General features: G+C 65.1%; 18 protein-coding genes. 13 read left to right on the top strand and 5 right to left on the bottom strand.

What is annotated here, in order from left to right; all coding sequences use genetic code 11:
* Positions 1-21 precede the first annotated feature (21 nt).
* Positions 22-1,662 carry an ATP-dependent Clp protease adaptor ClpS gene (locus IVB40_RS32590; RefSeq protein WP_247819623.1) on the bottom strand — a complete coding sequence of 547 codons (1,641 nt, stop codon included), beginning with the start codon at positions 1,660-1,662 and terminating at the stop codon, positions 22-24.
* Positions 1,663-1,943: 281 nt separating this feature from the next.
* Between IVB40_RS32590 and IVB40_RS32585 the strand changes: the two genes are divergently transcribed.
* The 4 genes from IVB40_RS32585 (at position 1,944) to IVB40_RS32570 (ending at position 6,428) form a co-directional block, all read left to right on the top strand.
* Positions 1,944-2,393, top strand: coding sequence for a MarR family winged helix-turn-helix transcriptional regulator (locus IVB40_RS32585; protein WP_027565761.1), 450 nt, complete (start codon positions 1,944-1,946; stop codon positions 2,391-2,393).
* Positions 2,390-3,160 (top strand): enoyl-CoA hydratase, encoded by a 771-nt coding sequence (locus IVB40_RS32580; RefSeq protein WP_027565760.1) that lies wholly within the window; start codon positions 2,390-2,392, stop codon positions 3,158-3,160. The genes IVB40_RS32585 and IVB40_RS32580 overlap by 4 nt, the downstream gene beginning before the upstream one ends.
* 120 nt (positions 3,161-3,280) lie before the next feature.
* Positions 3,281-5,362 carry a methyl-accepting chemotaxis protein gene (locus IVB40_RS32575; protein ID WP_247819622.1) on the top strand — a complete coding sequence of 694 codons (2,082 nt, stop codon included), beginning with the start codon at positions 3,281-3,283 and terminating at the stop codon, positions 5,360-5,362.
* Between the two features lie 124 nt (positions 5,363-5,486).
* Entirely contained in the window at positions 5,487-6,428 is a 942-nt protein-coding gene (locus IVB40_RS32570; RefSeq protein WP_247817436.1) for a dihydrodipicolinate synthase family protein, read from the top strand.
* 102 nt (positions 6,429-6,530) lie between these two features.
* Here the strand turns inward: IVB40_RS32570 and IVB40_RS32565 are convergent, their stop codons facing one another.
* Genes IVB40_RS32565 through IVB40_RS32555 form a run of 3 tightly spaced genes read right to left on the bottom strand, consistent with a single transcriptional unit; the run spans position 6,531 to position 9,109 of the window.
* Complete coding sequence (locus tag IVB40_RS32565; RefSeq protein WP_247817435.1) at positions 6,531-7,229, bottom strand: DUF1045 domain-containing protein; 699 nt, start codon at positions 7,227-7,229, stop codon at positions 6,531-6,533.
* Between the two features lie 18 nt (positions 7,230-7,247).
* Entirely contained in the window at positions 7,248-8,441 is a 1,194-nt protein-coding gene (locus IVB40_RS32560; protein ID WP_247817434.1) for an alpha-D-ribose 1-methylphosphonate 5-triphosphate diphosphatase, read from the bottom strand.
* Positions 8,438-9,109 carry a chloramphenicol acetyltransferase gene (locus IVB40_RS32555; RefSeq protein WP_247817432.1) on the bottom strand — a complete coding sequence of 224 codons (672 nt, stop codon included), beginning with the start codon at positions 9,107-9,109 and terminating at the stop codon, positions 8,438-8,440. The genes IVB40_RS32560 and IVB40_RS32555 overlap by 4 nt, the downstream gene beginning before the upstream one ends.
* A 183-nt stretch (positions 9,110-9,292) precedes the next feature.
* Between IVB40_RS32555 and phnC the strand changes: the two genes are divergently transcribed.
* From phnC to phnE (IVB40_RS32535), 4 genes are all read left to right on the top strand, one after another.
* The gene (gene phnC, locus IVB40_RS32550) at positions 9,293-10,102 is read left to right on the top strand and encodes a phosphonate ABC transporter ATP-binding protein (protein WP_247427248.1); all 810 of its coding nucleotides are present in this window, start codon (positions 9,293-9,295) and stop codon (positions 10,100-10,102) included.
* 63 nt (positions 10,103-10,165) lie between these two features.
* A complete protein-coding gene (phnD, locus tag IVB40_RS32545; RefSeq protein WP_247817431.1) occupies positions 10,166-11,101 on the top strand; it encodes a phosphonate ABC transporter substrate-binding protein in 936 nt (311 codons plus the stop codon).
* A gap of 76 nt (positions 11,102-11,177) precedes the next feature.
* Positions 11,178-12,062 carry a phosphonate ABC transporter, permease protein PhnE gene (phnE, locus tag IVB40_RS32540; RefSeq protein ID WP_247285654.1) on the top strand — a complete coding sequence of 295 codons (885 nt, stop codon included), beginning with the start codon at positions 11,178-11,180 and terminating at the stop codon, positions 12,060-12,062.
* An 83-nt stretch (positions 12,063-12,145) separates the two neighbouring features.
* Entirely contained in the window at positions 12,146-12,907 is a 762-nt protein-coding gene (phnE, locus tag IVB40_RS32535; protein WP_247819621.1) for a phosphonate ABC transporter, permease protein PhnE, read from the top strand.
* 99 nt (positions 12,908-13,006) lie between these two features.
* Here phnE (IVB40_RS32535) and phnF read toward each other — a convergent pair whose 3' ends face one another.
* Positions 13,007-13,735 (bottom strand): phosphonate metabolism transcriptional regulator PhnF, encoded by a 729-nt coding sequence (gene phnF / locus IVB40_RS32530; RefSeq protein WP_247817430.1) that lies wholly within the window; start codon positions 13,733-13,735, stop codon positions 13,007-13,009.
* Positions 13,736-13,853: 118 nt separating this feature from the next.
* Here phnF and phnG point away from each other — a divergent pair, with 118 nt between their 5' ends.
* From phnG to phnK, 5 genes are read left to right on the top strand one after another with little or no spacing between them, the layout of a single operon-like run.
* Complete coding sequence (gene phnG / locus IVB40_RS32525) at positions 13,854-14,318, top strand: phosphonate C-P lyase system protein PhnG (RefSeq protein WP_247817429.1); 465 nt, start codon at positions 13,854-13,856, stop codon at positions 14,316-14,318.
* 4 nt (positions 14,319-14,322) lie between these two features.
* Positions 14,323-14,931 carry a phosphonate C-P lyase system protein PhnH gene (gene phnH, locus IVB40_RS32520; protein WP_247817428.1) on the top strand — a complete coding sequence of 203 codons (609 nt, stop codon included), beginning with the start codon at positions 14,323-14,325 and terminating at the stop codon, positions 14,929-14,931.
* A 2-nt stretch (positions 14,932-14,933) separates the two neighbouring features.
* Positions 14,934-16,037 carry a carbon-phosphorus lyase complex subunit PhnI gene (locus IVB40_RS32515; protein ID WP_247817427.1) on the top strand — a complete coding sequence of 368 codons (1,104 nt, stop codon included), beginning with the start codon at positions 14,934-14,936 and terminating at the stop codon, positions 16,035-16,037.
* Positions 16,034-16,930, top strand: a complete 897-nt coding sequence (locus tag IVB40_RS32510; protein WP_247817425.1) for an alpha-D-ribose 1-methylphosphonate 5-phosphate C-P-lyase PhnJ — start codon at positions 16,034-16,036, stop codon at positions 16,928-16,930. Before IVB40_RS32515 ends, IVB40_RS32510 begins: the two co-directional genes overlap by 4 nt.
* Positions 16,923-17,720: a phosphonate C-P lyase system protein PhnK gene (phnK, locus tag IVB40_RS32505; RefSeq protein ID WP_247817424.1), complete on the top strand. Its 798-nt coding sequence runs from the start codon at positions 16,923-16,925 to the stop codon at positions 17,718-17,720. Before IVB40_RS32510 ends, phnK begins: the two co-directional genes overlap by 8 nt.
* Positions 17,721-17,749: the final 29 nt, after the last annotated feature.

Here is a 17,749-nt window from a genome sequence, read left to right as displayed (position 1 = left end):
CCGGCGCGCCACTTCGGAGCGTCACCCCGCGGCCATTGCCTGCGCGCCGCCGAGCAGCTGCGCGTTGAGCCGGCCGCCGGAGAACAGCATGTCGTCAAGGGCTTCGTCGATATCGGCGGAGATCACGGTGTTGCCGCCGTCCCGTGCGATGCTTCCTTGCGCCAGCCGCCGCATCAGCTCCTTGATGAAGGCGCAACTGGTGCCCTCGCTGCGTCGGGCAGCCAACGCGATCACCGCCCCCTCGAGCGGCAATCCCCTGCCGTAGAGCCGGACCAGCTTGCCGCGGCCGGTCTCGTCGGGCAGCGGCACTTCGATGGCTTGATCGATGCGGCCGGGGCGACCCGCGAGAGCTCCCTCGAGGTCCTCCGGCCGGTTGGTGGTCAGGACGAACAGGATGTCGGCGTCTTCCTTCAGCCCGTCCATCTCGTTGAGCAGCTTGTTCAGCATGGATTCCTCACACGGCCCCATGTCATCGCGGTCGCGGGCGATGAGATCGACATCCTCGATCACCACCATCGACGGCTGGAGCAGGCGTGCCAGGCTCATATAGGCGCCGAGCAGACCGATCTGCTCGGCCGTGATGATCAACGTCGTATGCCCGGGCAAATGCGTTGCGAGATAGCGGATCGTGTGGGTCTTGCCGGTGCCCGGCGGCCCGTACAGCAAGATGCCTTTGCGTTTCGATTGACCCAGCCGGCGCAATTGGTCTCGGGTGTTGACGAAGGTCAGAACGTTGCGATCGAGCAGCCGCAGGCTCTGCTCCGGCAGAATCACCTCGTCGCGCGCGACCTGCGGCAAGCGATGCACCGTGATGCCGCGCGAGCGACCGCGATAGTCGGAGTCGGCATCGAGCGACAGGATCTTGCCGCGATAGGTCCGCGCAGTCTGTACGGCTTCTTCCAATTCATTGAAGCATCGCTGGACGAGAGCCGCGCCTGCGGAACCTGAAGGCACCAGGATCTCGATCCGAATTCCGGGCTCGCGACTGTATTCGCGGTGTGCGCAGAGCAAAACCGCATAGCGGAGATGATCCTGCTCACACAGCCATAGTCCGTTATCCAGACACTTGACCGGGCTCTTCTCGCCTACATCGACGTCGGAATATTGCAGCGGGGCAATCGCGATCGCATAGCGGCCCTCCTTGAGCAGTCGTGGGATCGACAGCGTTTCGTAGCGCTGCTCCTCGTTTAGTCCCACCAGCCGGATGGCCTTGCCGAAGAGCCGGTCGACCGCGGCTTGAAGATCGACCCGCATGTGGCCGGGAAATTGGCGGATCGTGGTCACGAGTTTGCTGCGCGCGGTGCTGGCAAGGTGCCAATCGAGAACGTCGCAAGCAAAGTCGAAATCTTCCTCTTGTTCGTTCGAGGGTTCATCCGCCGCACGCATGCAGTCGCTGCACAGCCAGACCGTTCGGTCGCCGATACGAACGTCGGTCTGTCCCTCAGGCTTGCCACAGAGTTCGCAAGGAGTCTTGACCGCCTCTAGCGTGACCTGCAGTTGGTGGCCGGCCAATTCGATGGATTGTTGCGCAGATTTGAAAAGGGCTTCGGCAACCGATTGCGGGTAAGGCCCGCAAACCGCTTTTTCCTTCTGCTCGATCTGGGTGATGAGCGCGGTCGCTTCACGGTCTGATTTGCCGAAAACCTGCCGAAGCAGATCCATCACGAATTGGTCCGGCGTATCATCGTCATTATGAGCTGGGTCGGCTGGTTCTCGCCACGCATACTGTTCATCACGAACGGTCTCCGGGACAATCTATGATTGAATAGAACGAATAGAGAACACAAAAAGAAGCAAACGTCAAGCTGGGCGGCGGCGAGTAATTGCGATTGGTGGGTGAGGTTCTGGTGCGCCGGTGCGGCCCTGTTGCTCGACGATGCCGCGGCACATCGATCCAGCTGCCGTCCTTTGACATCCCGGGCCGCCTCGACTATATATTTCGCATGCGAAATAAAGCGGCCGGCTCGGGGCATCATCGGCTGATCTACCTGTTGAGCGTGGCCCAACGCCGCGTGCAGCGCTGGATGGCGGGGCAGCCTTCGAGCGAGGTCACGCCGGCGCAGGCAGGACTCCTGTTCATCCTCGGCAAGCAGGACGGCGTCCTGATGGGCGAGGCCGGCGCGGCGCTCGACATGGGGCCGGCCGGCATCTCGGGGCTGGTCGACCGTACGGCGGCGGCTAAACTGGTCGAGCGGCGCGCGGATCACGAGGATGGTCGCGCCTGGCGCGTCTGGCTGACGCCGAAGGGGCGAACGGCGCTGGCGCAGGCGAAGGCCAGCGCAGCAAAGGTCAATGCGGCATTGACGGAAGGATTTACCGGCGCGGAGATCGACGTCGTCGCGCGCTGGCTGACGAGCATTCAGGATAAATTCCCAAGAGGAGCGAACGAATGACTGACCAAGTCCGGATCGAGAACAACGGCGGAATTCTCACGCTCACGCTGGCGCGCCCCGACAAGAAGAACGCGCTGACGGATGCGATGTACGGCATACTTGCCGACGCCATCGAATCCGCCGAGTCGGATGCGTCGGCCCGCGTGATCCTGATCCGCGGCGAAGGCGACATGTTCACTGCCGGCAACGACGTCGGCGAATTCGCCGCGGTCGCAGCGGGCAAGTCGGAAGGAAGCCGCAACGTCGTGCGCTTCATCCAGTCGCTGGCGCGCTGCACCCGGCCCTTGGTTGCGGCGGTGCAGGGCCGCGCCGTCGGCGTCGGCACCACGATGCTGCTGCATTGCGACCTCGTCGTGCTTGCCGACAACGCGCAATTGTCGACGCCCTTCGTCAGCCTTGCGCTGGTGCCGGAAGCCGCCTCCAGCCTGCTGATGCCGGCGCGCATCGGCTACGCGCGGGCCTACGAGATGTTCGCGCTGGGCGAGACCGTGCCGGCCAAATCCGCTCTGGAATGGGGGCTCGCCAACCGCGTGGTGCCGCTCGACAAGCTCGATGCCGAAGCGCTCGCGCTGGCGCAGCGTCTTGCCCGTCAGCCGGCCGGCGCGCTCACCGCTACCAAGAAGCTGATGCGCAATGGCGAGGCGCTGGTCGCGCAGATGAATGCCGAAGGCGAGCAGTTCGGACTGCGCCTGCGCACCGCCGAGGCGCGCGAGGCCTTCACGGCATTTGCGGAGCGCCGCCCGCCGGATTTCACCAAGGTTGCGTGATATCCGGGGCTGTACTGAGGCTCGTCGGGCCGGAACTTCAAGCCCATTCGATTAAAACCTTAACGGAACATTGGCATGTCGTCGGCAAGGTGGCGCTCGAAAGAATGGGCCCCCGACACCATGGCAATGTTTAAGAAATCGGTAAGTTCGCTCCTCCTGACCTTGATGGCCCTGCTGGCCGCGGGTGCGCTGGCCTCCACGGCGATCCAGATGGTCGGGGCGTTCGGCCGCTACAGCGACAGCCTCGAGACCGCGCGGCTTGCCGCGGCCGACAAGGCGATCTTCCATGGCGTGCTGGCGCTGCGCAACAATCGCGGCGATGCCCAGAGCGCGATTCTCGGCGAGGATGATCCGCGAGCAAAACTAGAGGCGGCGGAGAAGGCCGAGCAGGGCGGCTATGACGCGATCGGAGCCGCGCTTGCCACCGTCGACTTCGCCCGCCGCGACGAACTCGCCGGCACATTGAAGCAGGGCTGGAGCGCCGCGGCGCCGCAATTCCAGCTGTTCTACGATGAAGCCAAGCGTCCGCGTGCCGAGCGCAAGATCGAGCGCACCAACTCCTGGTATGATGCTGTCACCAAGGTGATCGACACGGCCAACCTCGCCTCCACCGCCGTGTCGAACCGTGCCTGGATGGACGACCCCTTCATTGCACGCATGATCCAGGTCCGGCGCTTCGCCTGGCAGGTGCGCGATCGCTATGGAATCCATTGTTCGTCGCTGCGCTCCAACGTCAACGGCAGCAAGCCGCTCGACGACGCTCAGAAGCGGTCAGTGGCGCAATGGGATGGCACGATCACCTCCGGCTGGGCGGGCATGGCCGAGTTGCTGGCTGCGCCGGGCGTAGCGGCGGAGCTGGTGACGGCAGCGACGGACGCGAAGGCCAAGACCGACGGTGCCCTCAAGCAGATCGGCGACCTCACCAAGAATTTCGACGGCAGCGGCAAGCCCGCGATGCCCGCCGCGGAATGGAATACGCTGTGTCAGTCACCCTTCGCGTCCATCGTCGCGGTGGCGAACAAGGCGCTCGACCAGTCGATCGTCCGGGCGGAGACGGTGCAGGCTAGGGCGCTCACCAATCTCGTCGTGCAGTCGCTCGCGTTCCTGCTCGCGCTCGCCGTGACCCTGGCCGGCGTGTACGTGATCCGCAACCGCCTCATGCGCCCGGTGCGTGCCATCCTGGATGCCATCGCCAAGATCAGCGCCCGCGACTACGCGACACCCGTCCCGCAATCCAGGTATCCCGACGAGTTCGGCACCATGGCCGCCGCGCTCGAAAGCTTGCGCGAGAGCGCGGCGACCGCGGAACGCCTGGGCCGGGAACGTGAATCGCAGCAGGCGCTGCAGCTCGCCCGCTCCGGTACCGTCGATGCGGCTTGCCGCAGTTTCGACGACACCGTGCAAGCCGTCATTCACAGCGTTGCGGCGTCGACGAAGGAGCTCGATGCCACCGCGACCGACGTGCGCTCGCTGGTGTCAGAATCGAGCAGCCAGACCGCGGCGGTCTCGTCCTCCGCCGAACAGGCCACCAACAATCTCGAGACCATCGCGGCCGCGACCGAAGAACTCTCCGCGTCCGTCGGCGAGATCTCCGCGCAGGTGCAGGCCAGCGCACGCGAGGCCCGTGAAGCCGTGTCGCAGGCAGCGCAGACCAATGCGACGGTCGAGATCCTCGATCAGACCGCTGGCCGCATCGGCGAAGTCGTGAAGATGATCAACGCCATCGCAGGACAGACCAATCTGCTGGCGTTGAACGCCACCATCGAAGCCGCGCGCGCGGGCGAGGCCGGCCGCGGCTTCGCCGTGGTCGCCGGCGAGGTCAAGAGCCTCGCCTCGCAGACGGCGACGGCGACGGAAGAGATCTCCCGCCAGGTCGCGGAGATCCAGGGCGCGACCGGCCAGGCGGTCACCGCCATCCGCGCGATCGGCGGCGCGATCAGCGGCATCGACGAGAAGATGACGGCGATCGCGGCCGCGGTCGAACAGCAGCGCGCTGCCACCACCGAGATCTCCCGCAACTTCCAGCAGGCCGCGCAGGGAACCCGCGAGGTCACCGACACCATCGGCAGCGTCGCCAGGCTCAACCAAGAGACAGGCAATGCCGGTTCGGTGCTGTCGGTGTCCGTGTCGAAAATGTCCGCCGACGCCGATCGTCTCCGCGTGGCGGTCGAGGGCTTTTTGGGCGCGGTGAGGACCGCATAACTTCGACGATCTTCCGTCCCACCGTCGCGCCAACGGCATTGCCGCCGATGCACGCGGCGGGTACATCTGTGACGCTGCGCGAGCGTCGCGGCAGGTGTAAGAGATATCAGGGATGGAGAGTTCGATGCCGGTCACGCCCCAACACAAGGCCCAGCGCCCCTATCGCGGCGTGTTCCCGGTCGCACCCACCATCTTCGACGAGCGCGGCGAGCTCGACCTCGAGGGACAGCGCCGCTGCATCGATTTCATGATCGACGCAGGCTCGAATGGTCTATGCATTCTCGCCAATTTTTCCGAGCAGTTCGTGCTCACCGATGCCGAGCGCGAGACCGTGATGCATGCGGTACTGGAGCATGTCGCGGGCCGCGTTCCCGTGATCGTCACGACCACGCATTTCAGCTCGGCCGTCTGCGCCGCGCGGAGCCAACAGGCCGAGGCGGCCGGTGCCGCCATGGTCATGGTCATGCCGCCCTATCACGGCGCAACCTTCCGCGTGCCCGAGAAAGGCGTGGTCGAATTCTTCAAGGTGCTGTGGGGCGCAATCAAGATTCCGATCATGATCCAGGACGCGCCTGTCGCCGGCACGCCGCTGTCGGTCGAGCTGCTCGCGCGGCTGGCGCGCGATTTCTCCAACATCCGCTATTTCAAAATCGAGGTGCCCGGCGCGGCTGCAAAGTTGCGCAGCCTGATCGAGGCGGGCGGCAGCGATATCGAGGGTCCCTGGGACGGCGAGGAAGCGATCACGCTGCTCGCCGATCTGGATGCCGGCGCCACCGGCGCGATGACCGGCGGCGGCTATCCCGACGGCATCCGCCAGATCGTCGATCCCTATTTCGCCGGCAAGCGTGAAGAGGCCAAAGCCGCCTACGAACGCTGGCTGCCGCTGATCAACTACGAAAACCGCCAATGCGGCCTGATCGCCTGCAAGGCGATGATGCAGGCCGGCGGCGTAATCAAGTCGGACACGGTGCGGCATCCGCTGCAGCCGTTGCACCCGGCGACGCGGGCCGGGCTGCTGGAGTTGGCCAAGGAGCGCGATGCGCTGGCGTTGCGGTGGGGGAAGTAACTCACTCGTTGCGAGCAGCGAAGCGACGAAGCAATCCAGGCTATTTCCGCGGACGCAGTCTGGATTGCTTCGCTGCGCTCGCAATGACGGAGCTTGAGGGAGCTATCTCGCCAGCACCCACTCGCCCACAATGCGGAACCTTGCCCCCGCATCATCCTGCTTGAACAGCGCAATGCGATCGATCGCCAGCGCATCAAGCCCGAGCGCCGCGAACCGCGCGCGCAGCATCTGCAGAATCGGGCCGCGGCGCTCCGCGTCCAGCCGCCCCGTCAACGTCATGTGGAAGCGGAATTCCTCCATCACGTAGGGGTAGCCCCAGCGGTCGAGATAGTCGCGCTGCCGCTCGCTGAGCTTCTCGGGCTTGCGCCGCGCGCGATCTTCCGCCGTCAGGGCGGTGCGAAAGCCATCGAACGCGCGGACGCAATCGGCGGCGAGCTCTTGGAGCGCAACGACCGGCTCGGCCGGAATGACCGCGATGAAGCCGCTGATGGCATCGACAATCGGGCAGATCACCGGGATCGTCCGCGCCTCGCCGGCGAAGGCCACGCAGGTCGCCAAAAGCTCCGCCTCCGTCCTGCCAGGCGCGAGCGCCATCGGCGCTTTCAGCGTGCCATGAAAACCGTATTTGCGAGGATCGGCGGTGATGTCGCGCCAGTCCGGCGCGAGATGCGATGCGTCGGCGGGAAAGGGCAGCTCGTTGCCGGTATAGACATCGTAACCGAGCAGCTCCGCGCCGAAGCGGGAGAGGGCGCTGTCGCTGCCTGCGGCAAAATAGATCGCGTAGCGGGGGAAACTTGTCATCGTTCGAGCATAGCGGGTTTATGCCGCGACGACAGCTTCGCGCGGGGTAGCTGCCATGCCAAGCAATCGCGCCGCGTCGGTGAAATGCACGAGCTTGCCGCCTGATATGACGGCGATCAGCCGCGGCCGCAGCGCCACGTTGTCATCGACCAGCACAATATCCGCGCGCCGGCCTTCCGCGAGCACGCCGCGATCGGCAAGGCCGGTCGCGCGCGCCGGCGCGGCGGAGACCAGGTTCCAGGCCTCGGTCAGCGGCAGCACACCATCGGCCGCGAGGCGGAACGCAGCGAGCAGCTGCGCGGGATAGTAATAGTCAGAGGCCAGCACGGAGCAGAGCCCCTTGGCGATCATGTCGGATGCTTTGGTCCAGCCCGTATGGCTGCCGCCGCGCACGACGTTCGGCGCGCCGTAAACGATGGCGTCACCGTGGCTTGCCGCCGCCCGCGCCGTCTCCTCGTTGATCGGAAACTCCGCGATCGCCACGCCCATGGCGCGAAAGCCCTCGCGCATCGCCGGTGTCGCATCGTCATGCGAGAGCATCCGCACCCCGGCGGCGCGGGCAGTCGCAGCAAGCCGCGACATGGAAGCCGGGACCTCGCTGGCGCGCGAAAGCACGTGTCGGACCAGCCGATCGAATTCCTCGCTCGACAGGCCGGTGCGCTCCACCATGCGGTTGCGCTTGCGGGGCTTGGCCATGTCCCCAACCGTGCCGTCCATGTGGTCGTTGAAGGCGAAGAGGTCGACGCGGCCATCGCTGAGCCACTGGCTGATCTCGGTTTCGGCGTCGAGATTGTAGGTCTCGTGGCGCAGGTGAAAGCGGGTGTCGGCCGCGAATTGCGGGCGCTGCCGTTCGATCGCCTCCATCAGGCCGCGCGCATTGTCGGCGCTGCGCAGGCCCGGCTCCCACGAACAGGTCGTGGCGTGAAACACCGTGGTGATACCGTTGCCGATCGCTTGGCGGTCGCTATCGGCGAGCGCCACGTCGATCGGAAAATCGACCCCGGCGCGCGGCATCATCTGCCGCTCGAAGGCATCGCCATGCAGATCGACGATGCCAGGCAGGACCAGCAGGTCGCGCGCGTCGATCGCAAGCCGCGCCCGGCCGCGAGAGGCATCGATCTCTGCGATGTCCGTTCCGGACAGGGCAAGCGAAGTTTCGACGAGCTCGGAGCCGATCAGGGTTCGGCCGCCCTCAAGGAAAATGTCTGTCACGCGACTGCGCTTGGTTTGCTGCCAACAGAATTGTTGAGAGAACTTGCTCGTGCTTCGTATGTCGAGAGAAAATCTTCAATCCCGAGCTTGCGGAAATCGGGCAGTGCTGTACGCAATTTGTCGTGATCCCAATCCCACCAGGCGAGGGTGGCGAGCCGTCCGGCAAGCTCTTCCGAGAACCGCCGGCGAACGATGCGCGCCGGATTGCCGGCGACGATGGTGTAGGCCGAAACGTCCTTGGTGACGATGGCGCCGGCCGCGATCACCGCGCCGGTGCCGATGTTGCGGCCCGGCAGCACGATCGCGCCATGGCCGATCCAGACGTCATGCCCGATATGGACGTGATGCTGGCGCCGCCAGTCGAAGAATTCCGTGTCGTCGCTCTCGCCTTCGAAATAGGCGCTCGAACGATAGGTGAAGTGCGCCTGCGTGGCGCGGTGCATCGGGTGGTTGCCCGGATTGATCCGCGTCACCGCCGCGATCGAGCAGAATTTTCCGATGGTGGTGTAGGTGATCTGAGCGTCGTTCACGACATAGGAGTAATCGCCCATCGTCACCTCGTGTAGCATCGTGCGCGCGCCGACCTCGGTATAGGCGCCAAGCCTGGCGTCGTGCAGCTTCGCCGAGGGATCGATGGTCGGCTGGACCGAAAGAGCTTTGGCGGCCATGTTGCATCCGAACGAGAGGGCGGGCGTTTCTCTTCGAGCGGCTTGATGACAATGTCATGACGACGCGATGACAGGGGATGAACAGGGGATGATGTGTGTAGGATCGCCGCACCGCAACGTCCGTGTCACACAAGTGTCAAGCGCCGGCGTTAGCGGTGGGTCCCAGCTACTCTGGAGCCCTGCATGCTGGTGGTTGAAGGTCTAACGTGTCGCTTCGGCGTGAAAGCCGCGGTGGACGACGCCTCGTTTCAAGTCTCTCCCGGCGGCTTCGTCGGCGTGATCGGACGGTCCGGCGCCGGCAAGTCGACCCTGCTGCGGACCATCAACCGTCTCGCGGCCCCTTCGCAGGGCCGCATCCTGTTCGACGGCCTCGACGTCACGGCGCTGCGCGGCAAGGAGCTGCGGCAGTGGCGGGCGCGCTCGGCGATGATCTTTCAGCAGTTCAATCTGGTCGGCCGGCTCGATGTTCTCACCAACGTCCTGATGGGACGGCTTGCGACGATGCCGGCCTGGCGCTCGCTGTCGCAGACCTGGCCCGAGCAGGACAAGGCGCTGGCGATGTCCGCGCTTGAGCAGTTCGACATCGCCCCGCTCGCGGCCCAGCGCGCCGACCAGCTCTCCGGCGGCCAGCAGCAGCGCGTCGCGATCGCCCGCGCGCTGGTGCAGCAGCCCGACATCATCCTCGCCGACGAGCCGATCGCTTCGCTCGATCCGCGCAACACCAAGATCGTCATGGATGCGCTTTTGCGCATCAACAAGCATTTTGGCATCACCGTGCTCTGCAATCTGCATTCGCTCGACCTGGCGCGCAGCTATTGCGACCGCCTGATCGGCATGGCGCAGGGACGCGTGGTGTTCGACGGCGCACCGGCTGAGTTGACCGAGCACGTTGCGCGCGAGCTCTACGATCTCGAAGCCGCCGATGTCATGGGCGGCACGCCCGCACCGGTGCGACAGGGCATTCCGGTGCTTGGAACGGCGGCCGCCGCCTGAGCGGCGCCGCATCAGGACCCACCAGTTTTGCGTCAACCGACCTCAACCAATGAAGAGGCTATCATGATCACTCGCAGATTGATTCTTGCCGGCGCCGCCGCGCTCGCGTTCGCGACCTCGGCTTCCGCCGAGGACTGGAAAGCTAGATATCCCGAACTGACCTTCGCGGTCATTCCGGCGGAAAACGCCTCGGGCGTCACCGAGCGCTGGGCGCCGTTCATGAACTATCTCTCCAAGGAATTGGGCGTGAAAGTCACGCTGCGCATCGCCAACGACTACGCGGCCGTCATCGAAGGTCAGCGTGCCGGCAACATTCATATCGCAAGCTATGGCTCGGCGTCGTTTGCCCGCGCCCGCCTGACCGGCGTCAAGACCGACGCCTTCGCCAACGACATCAACTCCGACGGCTCTACCGGCTACTACTCGGTGTTCTTCGTCAAGGCGAGCAGCCCCTACAAGAGCATCGACCAGCTCAAGGGCAAGAACCTCGGCCTGGTCGACCCGAACTCAACCTCCGGCAACAACGTGCCGCGCTTCGAGCTCGACAAAATGGGCATCGCGGACGCCGACACCTATTTCAGCAAGGTCGTCTTTACCGGCAGCCACGAGAACGCGATCCTGGCACTGGCGCAGGGCACGGTCGACGTCACCGCCAACCAGTGGACCAGCGACGACGATTCGACGCTGGCGCAGATGCTGACCAAGGGCATGCTGAAGAATGCCGATGGCTCGGCGATGAAGAAGGATGATTTCCGCATCATCCACAAGTCGGCGCCGATCATCAACGGCCCCTATGCCTACAATTCTGACCTGCCGGAAGAGGCCAAGGCCGCCATCGCCAAGGCGTTCTTCGACGCGCCGGCCAAGGACAAGGCTGCCTTCGATCGCCTACAGGACGGCCAGAAGAAAGGTTTTCATCCCGCGACCACCAAGGATTGGGATGGCACGATCGAGCTGATCAAGTTCGTCGATGCACTGCGTAAGAAGAAGGCGTCCTGAGTTTCGGGACGATGCCACTGGAGCCGGGTCGATGGACCCGGTTCTTTCTCTTTGATCGACCACCTTTCCTGATCAGATGACCGTCGCGGTTTCGATCCTCCCGGAGCAGCAGCTCGCCGTGCTCAACGCCGCCTATCGCCAGGCGGTCGCGCGCAGGCGAGGGCGCCTCCTGTTCGGAGCCGTGGTGTTCGCCGCTGCGCTGCTTCTGGCGGCGATAGGCGCGGAAGTGAATCTGCGGACGCTGTTCGCCCATTACGGCAACTTCATCAGCTATTTCGACCGCATCCTCACACTCGACAGCGGACAGCGGGTCTGGACCGATGTCGGCGAGTGGCTCTGGGGCTGGCGCAAATGGCTGAGGATGCTGGGCGAGACCCTGCTGATCTCCTATGTCGGCACGTTGATCGGCGCGACTTTTGCCTTCTGCCTGAACTTCTTCGCGGCTGAAAACACCTCGCCCGCGCCCTGGCTGCGGTTCGCGGTGCGGCGCCTGCTTGAATTCGCCCGCACGGTGCCCGGCATCGTGTTTGCGCTGATCTTCGTGATCGCCTTCGGGCTCGGACCGATGGCGGGCGTACTGGCCATTGCGATTCACTCCACCGGCGCGCTCGGAAAGCTGTTCTCCGAGATCGTCGAGAACGCCGACATGAAGCCGGTCGAAGGCGTCCGCTCGACCGGCGCGAGCTGGCTCTCCTGCATGCGCTTCGCCATCCTGCCGCAGGTCACGGCGGGCTATGCCAGCTACGCGCTGCTGCGTTTCGAGATCAACGTCCGCGAGGCCTCCGTGATGGGATTCGTCGGCGCCGGCGGCATCGGCCAGGAGCTGGTCGTCGCCATCCGCAAGTTCTATTACTCCGACGTCAGCGCTATCCTGCTCACCATCATCGTCACGGTCTTCATTATCGACATCAGCACCGGCTGGCTGCGCGGCCGCCTGTTCGGCAGGGAGACGCGGACGTGACGGGGCCGCAGGAGATCGACATCGCCGCGCTTCGCGCGCGCTACCCCGATGTGTTCGACCGGCCGGCCTCGGCGCGGCTCGCCATGCCGGGGATGATCGTCGCGGCGCTCGCGATCCTGATTTATGGCCTCGTCGATCTCGACTTCTCGCCCTCGCGCTTCGTCGCCGGCCTCAGCCAGCTCGGCTGGATCAGCCTGATGATGATTCCGCCGGATCCCGGCTCGTCGCTGCCGATCTATCTGAAGGCGCTGGGCGAGACGCTGTCGATCGCGCTGCTCGGCACGACGCTGGCTGCGGTGTTCGCGCTGCCGATCAGTCTTCTTGCCGCGCGTAACGTGGTGCCGTCGAGCATTTTGCGCTTCCCGATTCGACGTTTCCTGGATTCGACCCGCGGCATCGACACGCTGATCTGGGCGCTGGTGTGGATCAACGTGGTCGGGCTCGGCCCGTTTGCCGGCGTGCTCGCCATTGCCGTGTCCGATTTCGGCGCCTTTGGAAAGCTGTTCTCGGAGGCGATCGAGGGCGCGGACCAGAAGCAGGTCGAGGGCATCCGCGCCTCCGGCGGCAGTGCGCTGCACGAGATCCGCTTCGGTCTGCTGCCGCAGGTCCTGCCCGTGATCGCCGGCCAGGTGCTCTATTTCATCGAGTCGAACACGCGTTCGGCTACCATCATCGGCATCGTCGGTGCCGGCGGTATCGGCCTCCAGCTCGCCGAGCAGATCCGCGTGCTGGAATGGCAGAAGGTGTCGTTCCTGATCCTGATGATCCTGGTCGCGGTCGCCGCGATCGATTTCGTCTCGGGAAAACTGCGCTTCGCGATTATTGGGCGAAGGGCGGTGGCCTGATCACCGATTTCGTAGGGTGGGTAAAGCGCCGCGTGCGCACCAGTTCAATCGCAGCACTGGATGGATGGTGGGCACGGCGCAAGTGCGCCTTTGCCCACCCTACGACTCCACCAGAAATTCCACCCGCTCCGCCGCAAAGCGCGAATGCTTGGTGACCAGCGGCTTGCCGTCGGGATCGTGATCGGTGGCGTCGACCACCAGGATCGGCCGTCCCAGCGCCAGATCGAGCCGTGCGGCGTCGGTTGCGTCAACGATGCCGGCGGTGATCCGGGTCGCGCCGCGGCGATAGTCGCGGACGCCGTAATGCTCGAGCAGTTTCGTCATCGAGCGGGTCGCGGCAAAGACGTCGCCCGCACCCGGAAACAGCTGCGCCGACAGCCACGTCGTGGAGACGCAGATCGGCGTGCGGTCGGCGAGGCGCATCGCCTCGATCCGCACCAGCGGTGCACCGGTCTTGAGGCCGAGCTCCCGCGCGAGTTCGCGGGTCGCGACATCATCGGACGCCTCGATCAACCGGCCATGCGGTTCGCGGCCGTCCGCGCCGACGATCTCGGAGAAACGGGTCCGCGAGCGCAGCGGATAGGCGAGCTTCTGCGCCTCGACGTAGGTTCCGCTGCCGCGTTCGGCCCGCACGATGCCGCGCTCCGCAAGCGCGGCCAGCGCGCGCCGCACGGTGTGGCGGTTGACGCGATAGGTTTCGGCGATCTCCACCTCGCCTGGCAGCTTGTCGCCGGCCGCAAAGCGGCCGTCGGCGATGCCGCGCTCGATGCCGTCGGCAACGAGGCGCCACAATGCGACGCCGGAGGAAGCTGTGTCCTGCATGCTCATGTGGCCGGGAAGCTACTCCAGAAATCACGCCCTTGTCACCAAACAGTCATGGCGCTCCGCTATCAAGTTGTCTAGTATTATAGACAACTTGGATTCGGCAAGTTCTGCAGAAAAGTCGGTGGATGTGGTGACCCAGCACAACAATCAGCAAGCCCAGCGCAAGGCCGCAATGGCCGTGCTGGCGCACGCGGAGGCGGGCGAGATCGCCGCTCGCCTAGGCGCTCTCGCTTTGCCAGCGCATCAGGATCTGCGCGCGCCGGAAAACGGCCTCGTCATGCTGCGGGGCCGGGTCGGCGGCGACGGCGCGCCGTTCAACCTTGGCGAAGCCACGGTGTCGCGCGCCGCGGTGCGGCTTGCGAGCGGCGAGGTCGGTTTCGGTTACACGCTCGGTCGCGACGGCGAGAAGGCGCGGCTGATCGCGCTGTGCGATGCGCTGGTGCAGTCCAGCGATTTCGGCGCCGCGGTGGAGCGGGATATTATCGCGCCGTTGCGTGAGCAGCTGATGGCCAAGCGCAAACAGGTGGCGGCCGAGACCGCCGCGACGAAGGTTGATTTCTACACCATGGTGCGCGGCGAGGGGTGAGATCATGACCACGATTGCGGAACTGCCGCCGGGGTTCGCCGACAAGGTGCTGTCGGCGCAATCGACCTTTCGCTCGGTCATGGACGCGATGGCGCGGCCGGGATCGGTCCAGCGCATCGTGCCGACGTCAGGAGCACCTCACGTGATGATGCGCGGCACCGCCGCGATCGCACTGACGCTGTTCGATCACGACACGCCGCTCTGGCTCGATGCGCGCATGTCTGAGAGTTCCGACCTCGTGAAATGGCTGAAATTCCACACCGGCGCGCCGGTGGTGCAGGATTCTTCGATCGCCAGCTTCGCGCTGATCAGCGATGGTGGGGCGCTGCCTTCGCTCGAGCGCTTCGCGCTCGGCACCAGCGAATATCCGGATCGCTCGACCACATTGATCGTCCAGGTCGATAGCCTTGACGCCGGACGCAGCTTCGAGCTGCGCGGCCCCGGCATCGACGGTGTCGCCACGCTCAAGGCCTCGATCAAGCCGTTCGACCTGTTCGAGCGACTTCGTATTAACGAGGCGCTGTTTCCGCGCGGCGTCGATGTGGTGCTGGTGGCCGATGACGCCGTGGTTGCGATCCCGCGCACCACGCGTGTCGTGAGCAAGGGAAGCTAAGCATGTATGTCGCAGTCAAAGGCGGCGAACGCGCCATCGAGAACGCCCATCGCCTGCTCGCCAGTGCGCGACGCGGCGATCAAAGCGTGCCGGAAATCACGCTCGACCAGATCTCGGAGCAACTCGGCCTCGCCGTGGACCGCGTCATGAGCGAAGGCTCGCTCTATGACCGCGAGCTCGCGGCACTCGCCATCAAGCAGGCGCGCGGCGATCTGATCGAGGCGATCTTCCTGGTCCGTGCCTTCCGCGCCACGCTGCCGCGCTTCGGCGCCAGCGAGCCGGTCGAGACCGGCGCGATGCGGGTGCAGCGGCGGGTGTCCTCGACCTTCAAGGACATTCCCGGCGGCCAGATTCTCGGGCCGACCTTCGACTACACCCATCGCCTGCTCGATCCCTCGCTCGCCGAAGGCTTTGTGCCGGAAGCGCCAGCGACGGCCGAAGCATCGACAGTGCCCACGCCGCGGGTGACGGATATCCTCGGCCGCGACGGCCTGATCGAGCCCTCGCCGCAAGCGGAAGAGGGCGCCAGCGTCGGCGACCTCACCCGCGAGCCGCTGAACTTTCCGGCGGATCGTGACCTGCGCCTGCAAAATCTCGCGCGTGGCGACGAAGGGTTCTTGCTGGCGATGGGCTATTCCACCCAGCGCGGCTACGGCCGCAACCATCCCTTCGCCGGCGAGATTCGCTTCGGCGAGGTCGATGTCGAATTTTCGGCGGAAGACGTCGGCTTCGCCGTGCCGCTCGGATCGATCGAGCTCACCGAGTGTCAGATGGTCAACCAGTTCAAGGGCTCCGCGACCGAAGCGCCGTGCTTCACGCGTGGCTATGGCCTCGCTTTTGGCCAGAGCGAGCGCAAGACCATGTCGATGGCGCTGGTCGACCGCGCGTTGCGCGCGCGCGAGCTGGGCGAAGAGGCGCTCGCCCCTGCGCAAGATGAAGAATTCGTGATGTCGCATTCGGACAACGTCCAGGCGACCGGCTTCGTCGAGCATCTCAAGCTGCCGCACTATGTCGACTTCCAGTCCGAGCTCGGCCTGTTGCGCAAGCTGCGCAAGGAATTCACTGAAGCCAATGCGCCTGATGCCATGAAGGAGGCCGCGGAATGAACGCGCCCGCCTACAATTTCGCCTATCTCGACGAACAGACCAAACGGATGATCCGCCGCGCAATCCTCAAGGCGATCGCGATCCCCGGCTATCAGGTGCCGTTCGCCAGCCGTGAAATGCCGATGCCCTATGGCTGGGGCACCGGCGGCGTACAGGTCACCGCGGCGATCCTCGGGCCCGAGGACGTGCTGAAGGTGATCGATCAGGGCTCCGACGACACCACCAACGCGATCTCGATCCGGAAGTTCTTTGCCAAGACCGCCGGCGTCGCCACGACCACGGCGACGGAAGATGCGACCGTGATCCAGACCCGCCACCGCATTCCGGAGAGATCGCTGCACGAGAATCAGGTGCTGGTCTATCAGGTGCCGATCCCGGAGCCGCTGCGCTTCCTCGAGCCGCGCGAGACCGAGACGCGGCGCATGCACGCGCTCGCCGAATATGGCCTGATGCATGTCAAGCTCTATGAGGACATCGCCCGCTTCGGCCACATCGCGACGGCTTATGCCTATCCGGTGAAAGTCAACGCGCGCTATGTGATGGACCCGTCGCCGACGCCGAAATTCGACAATCCCAAGATGGACAATTGCCCGGCGCTGCAATTGTTCGGCGCCGGCCGCGAGAAGCGCATCTATGCGATCCCGCCCTATACGCAAGTCGTGTCGCTCGACTTCGAGGACCATCCCTTCGAGCCGTATCGCTTCAACGCGCCTTGCGCGCTGTGCGCCGCGGAAAATTCCTATCTCGACGAGATCGTCACCGACGACAAGGGCGGTCGCATGTTCGTCTGCTCCGATACCGATTATTGCGAGGGCCGCCAGGCCGCCGGCCATCACGGCAGCCTCAGCGCCGCGCCGTACAAGGACAAGGCGCAGGAGGCATCCAATGGCTGATCAACACATGCTCGAGAACGACGAGCCGCTGCTGGTCGCAAAATCCCTCAGCAAGTCCTATGGCCGTATCGCGGCGTGCCGCGACGTGTCTTTTGCGCTCTATCCCGGCGAGGTGCTGGCGATCGTCGGCGAATCCGGCTCGGGCAAATCGACGCTGCTCCAGCTGCTGTCGGGTCAGCTCGCGGCTAGCGGCGGCCATGTGTCCTATCGGATGCGCGACGGCGTCGCCCGCGATCTCGCCACGCTGGGCGAGGCCGAGCGGCGCTTCCTGTTCCGCACCGACTGGGGTTTCGTTCATCAGGATCCCGCGCAGGGCTTGCGCATGGCGGTCTCGGCCGGCGCCAATGTCGGCGAACGGTTGATGGCGGTGGGCTGGAATCATTACGGCCGCATTCGCGATACCGCGTCGGACTGGCTGACCCGCGTCGAGATCGACATCGCACGCATCGACGATGCGCCGCGGACCTATTCCGGCGGCATGCGCCAGCGTCTCCAGATCGCCCGCAACCTCGTCACCGAGCCGCGGCTGGTGTTCATGGACGAGCCGACCGGCGGACTTGATGTTTCGGTGCAGGCGCGCCTGCTCGATCTCGTGCGCAGCCTGGTCGCCGAGCTGCACCTCGCGGTCATCATCGTCACCCATGATCTCGCGGTCGCGCGCCTGCTGTCGCACCGTGTGATGGTGATGAAGGGCGGCCGCGTGATCGAGACCGGCCTCACCGACCAGGTGCTCGACGATCCCCGCGAGCCCTATACCCAGCTGCTCGTCTCCTCGATTCTGCCGCCATGAGGCTTCAACGCCATGAGCCTTGCAAGAAG

Origin of the sequence: Bradyrhizobium sp. 40, from assembly GCF_023100925.1 — a bacterium.
In the GTDB taxonomy this organism is placed as follows: domain Bacteria; phylum Pseudomonadota; class Alphaproteobacteria; order Rhizobiales; family Xanthobacteraceae; genus Bradyrhizobium.
Note: the sequence above shows the minus strand (reverse complement) of the source record. Positions and strands in the feature narration are given on the sequence as shown.

Bases quoted from the DNA above. Each gene is read 5' to 3' on its own strand.
- IVB40_RS32590 (WP_247819623.1), bottom strand. From the start codon at position 1,662: ATGGATCTGCTTCGGCAGGTTTTCGGCAAATCAGACCGTGAAGCGACC.
- IVB40_RS32585 (WP_027565761.1), top strand. From the start codon at position 1,944: ATGCGAAATAAAGCGGCCGGCTCGGGGCATCATCGGCTGATCTACCTG.
- IVB40_RS32580 (WP_027565760.1), top strand. From the start codon at position 2,390: ATGACTGACCAAGTCCGGATCGAGAACAACGGCGGAATTCTCACGCTC.
- IVB40_RS32575 (WP_247819622.1), top strand. From the start codon at position 3,281: ATGGCAATGTTTAAGAAATCGGTAAGTTCGCTCCTCCTGACCTTGATG.
- IVB40_RS32570 (WP_247817436.1), top strand. From the start codon at position 5,487: ATGCCGGTCACGCCCCAACACAAGGCCCAGCGCCCCTATCGCGGCGTG.
- IVB40_RS32565 (WP_247817435.1), bottom strand. From the start codon at position 7,229: ATGACAAGTTTCCCCCGCTACGCGATCTATTTTGCCGCAGGCAGCGAC.
- IVB40_RS32555 (WP_247817432.1), bottom strand. From the start codon at position 9,109: ATGGCCGCCAAAGCTCTTTCGGTCCAGCCGACCATCGATCCCTCGGCG.
- phnC (WP_247427248.1), top strand. From the start codon at position 9,293: ATGCTGGTGGTTGAAGGTCTAACGTGTCGCTTCGGCGTGAAAGCCGCG.
- phnD (WP_247817431.1), top strand. From the start codon at position 10,166: ATGATCACTCGCAGATTGATTCTTGCCGGCGCCGCCGCGCTCGCGTTC.
- phnE (WP_247285654.1), top strand. From the start codon at position 11,178: ATGACCGTCGCGGTTTCGATCCTCCCGGAGCAGCAGCTCGCCGTGCTC.
- phnE (WP_247819621.1), top strand. From the start codon at position 12,146: ATGCCGGGGATGATCGTCGCGGCGCTCGCGATCCTGATTTATGGCCTC.
- phnF (WP_247817430.1), bottom strand. From the start codon at position 13,735: ATGAGCATGCAGGACACAGCTTCCTCCGGCGTCGCATTGTGGCGCCTC.
- phnH (WP_247817428.1), top strand. From the start codon at position 14,323: ATGACCACGATTGCGGAACTGCCGCCGGGGTTCGCCGACAAGGTGCTG.
- IVB40_RS32515 (WP_247817427.1), top strand. From the start codon at position 14,934: ATGTATGTCGCAGTCAAAGGCGGCGAACGCGCCATCGAGAACGCCCAT.
- IVB40_RS32510 (WP_247817425.1), top strand. From the start codon at position 16,034: ATGAACGCGCCCGCCTACAATTTCGCCTATCTCGACGAACAGACCAAA.
- phnK (WP_247817424.1), top strand. From the start codon at position 16,923: ATGGCTGATCAACACATGCTCGAGAACGACGAGCCGCTGCTGGTCGCA.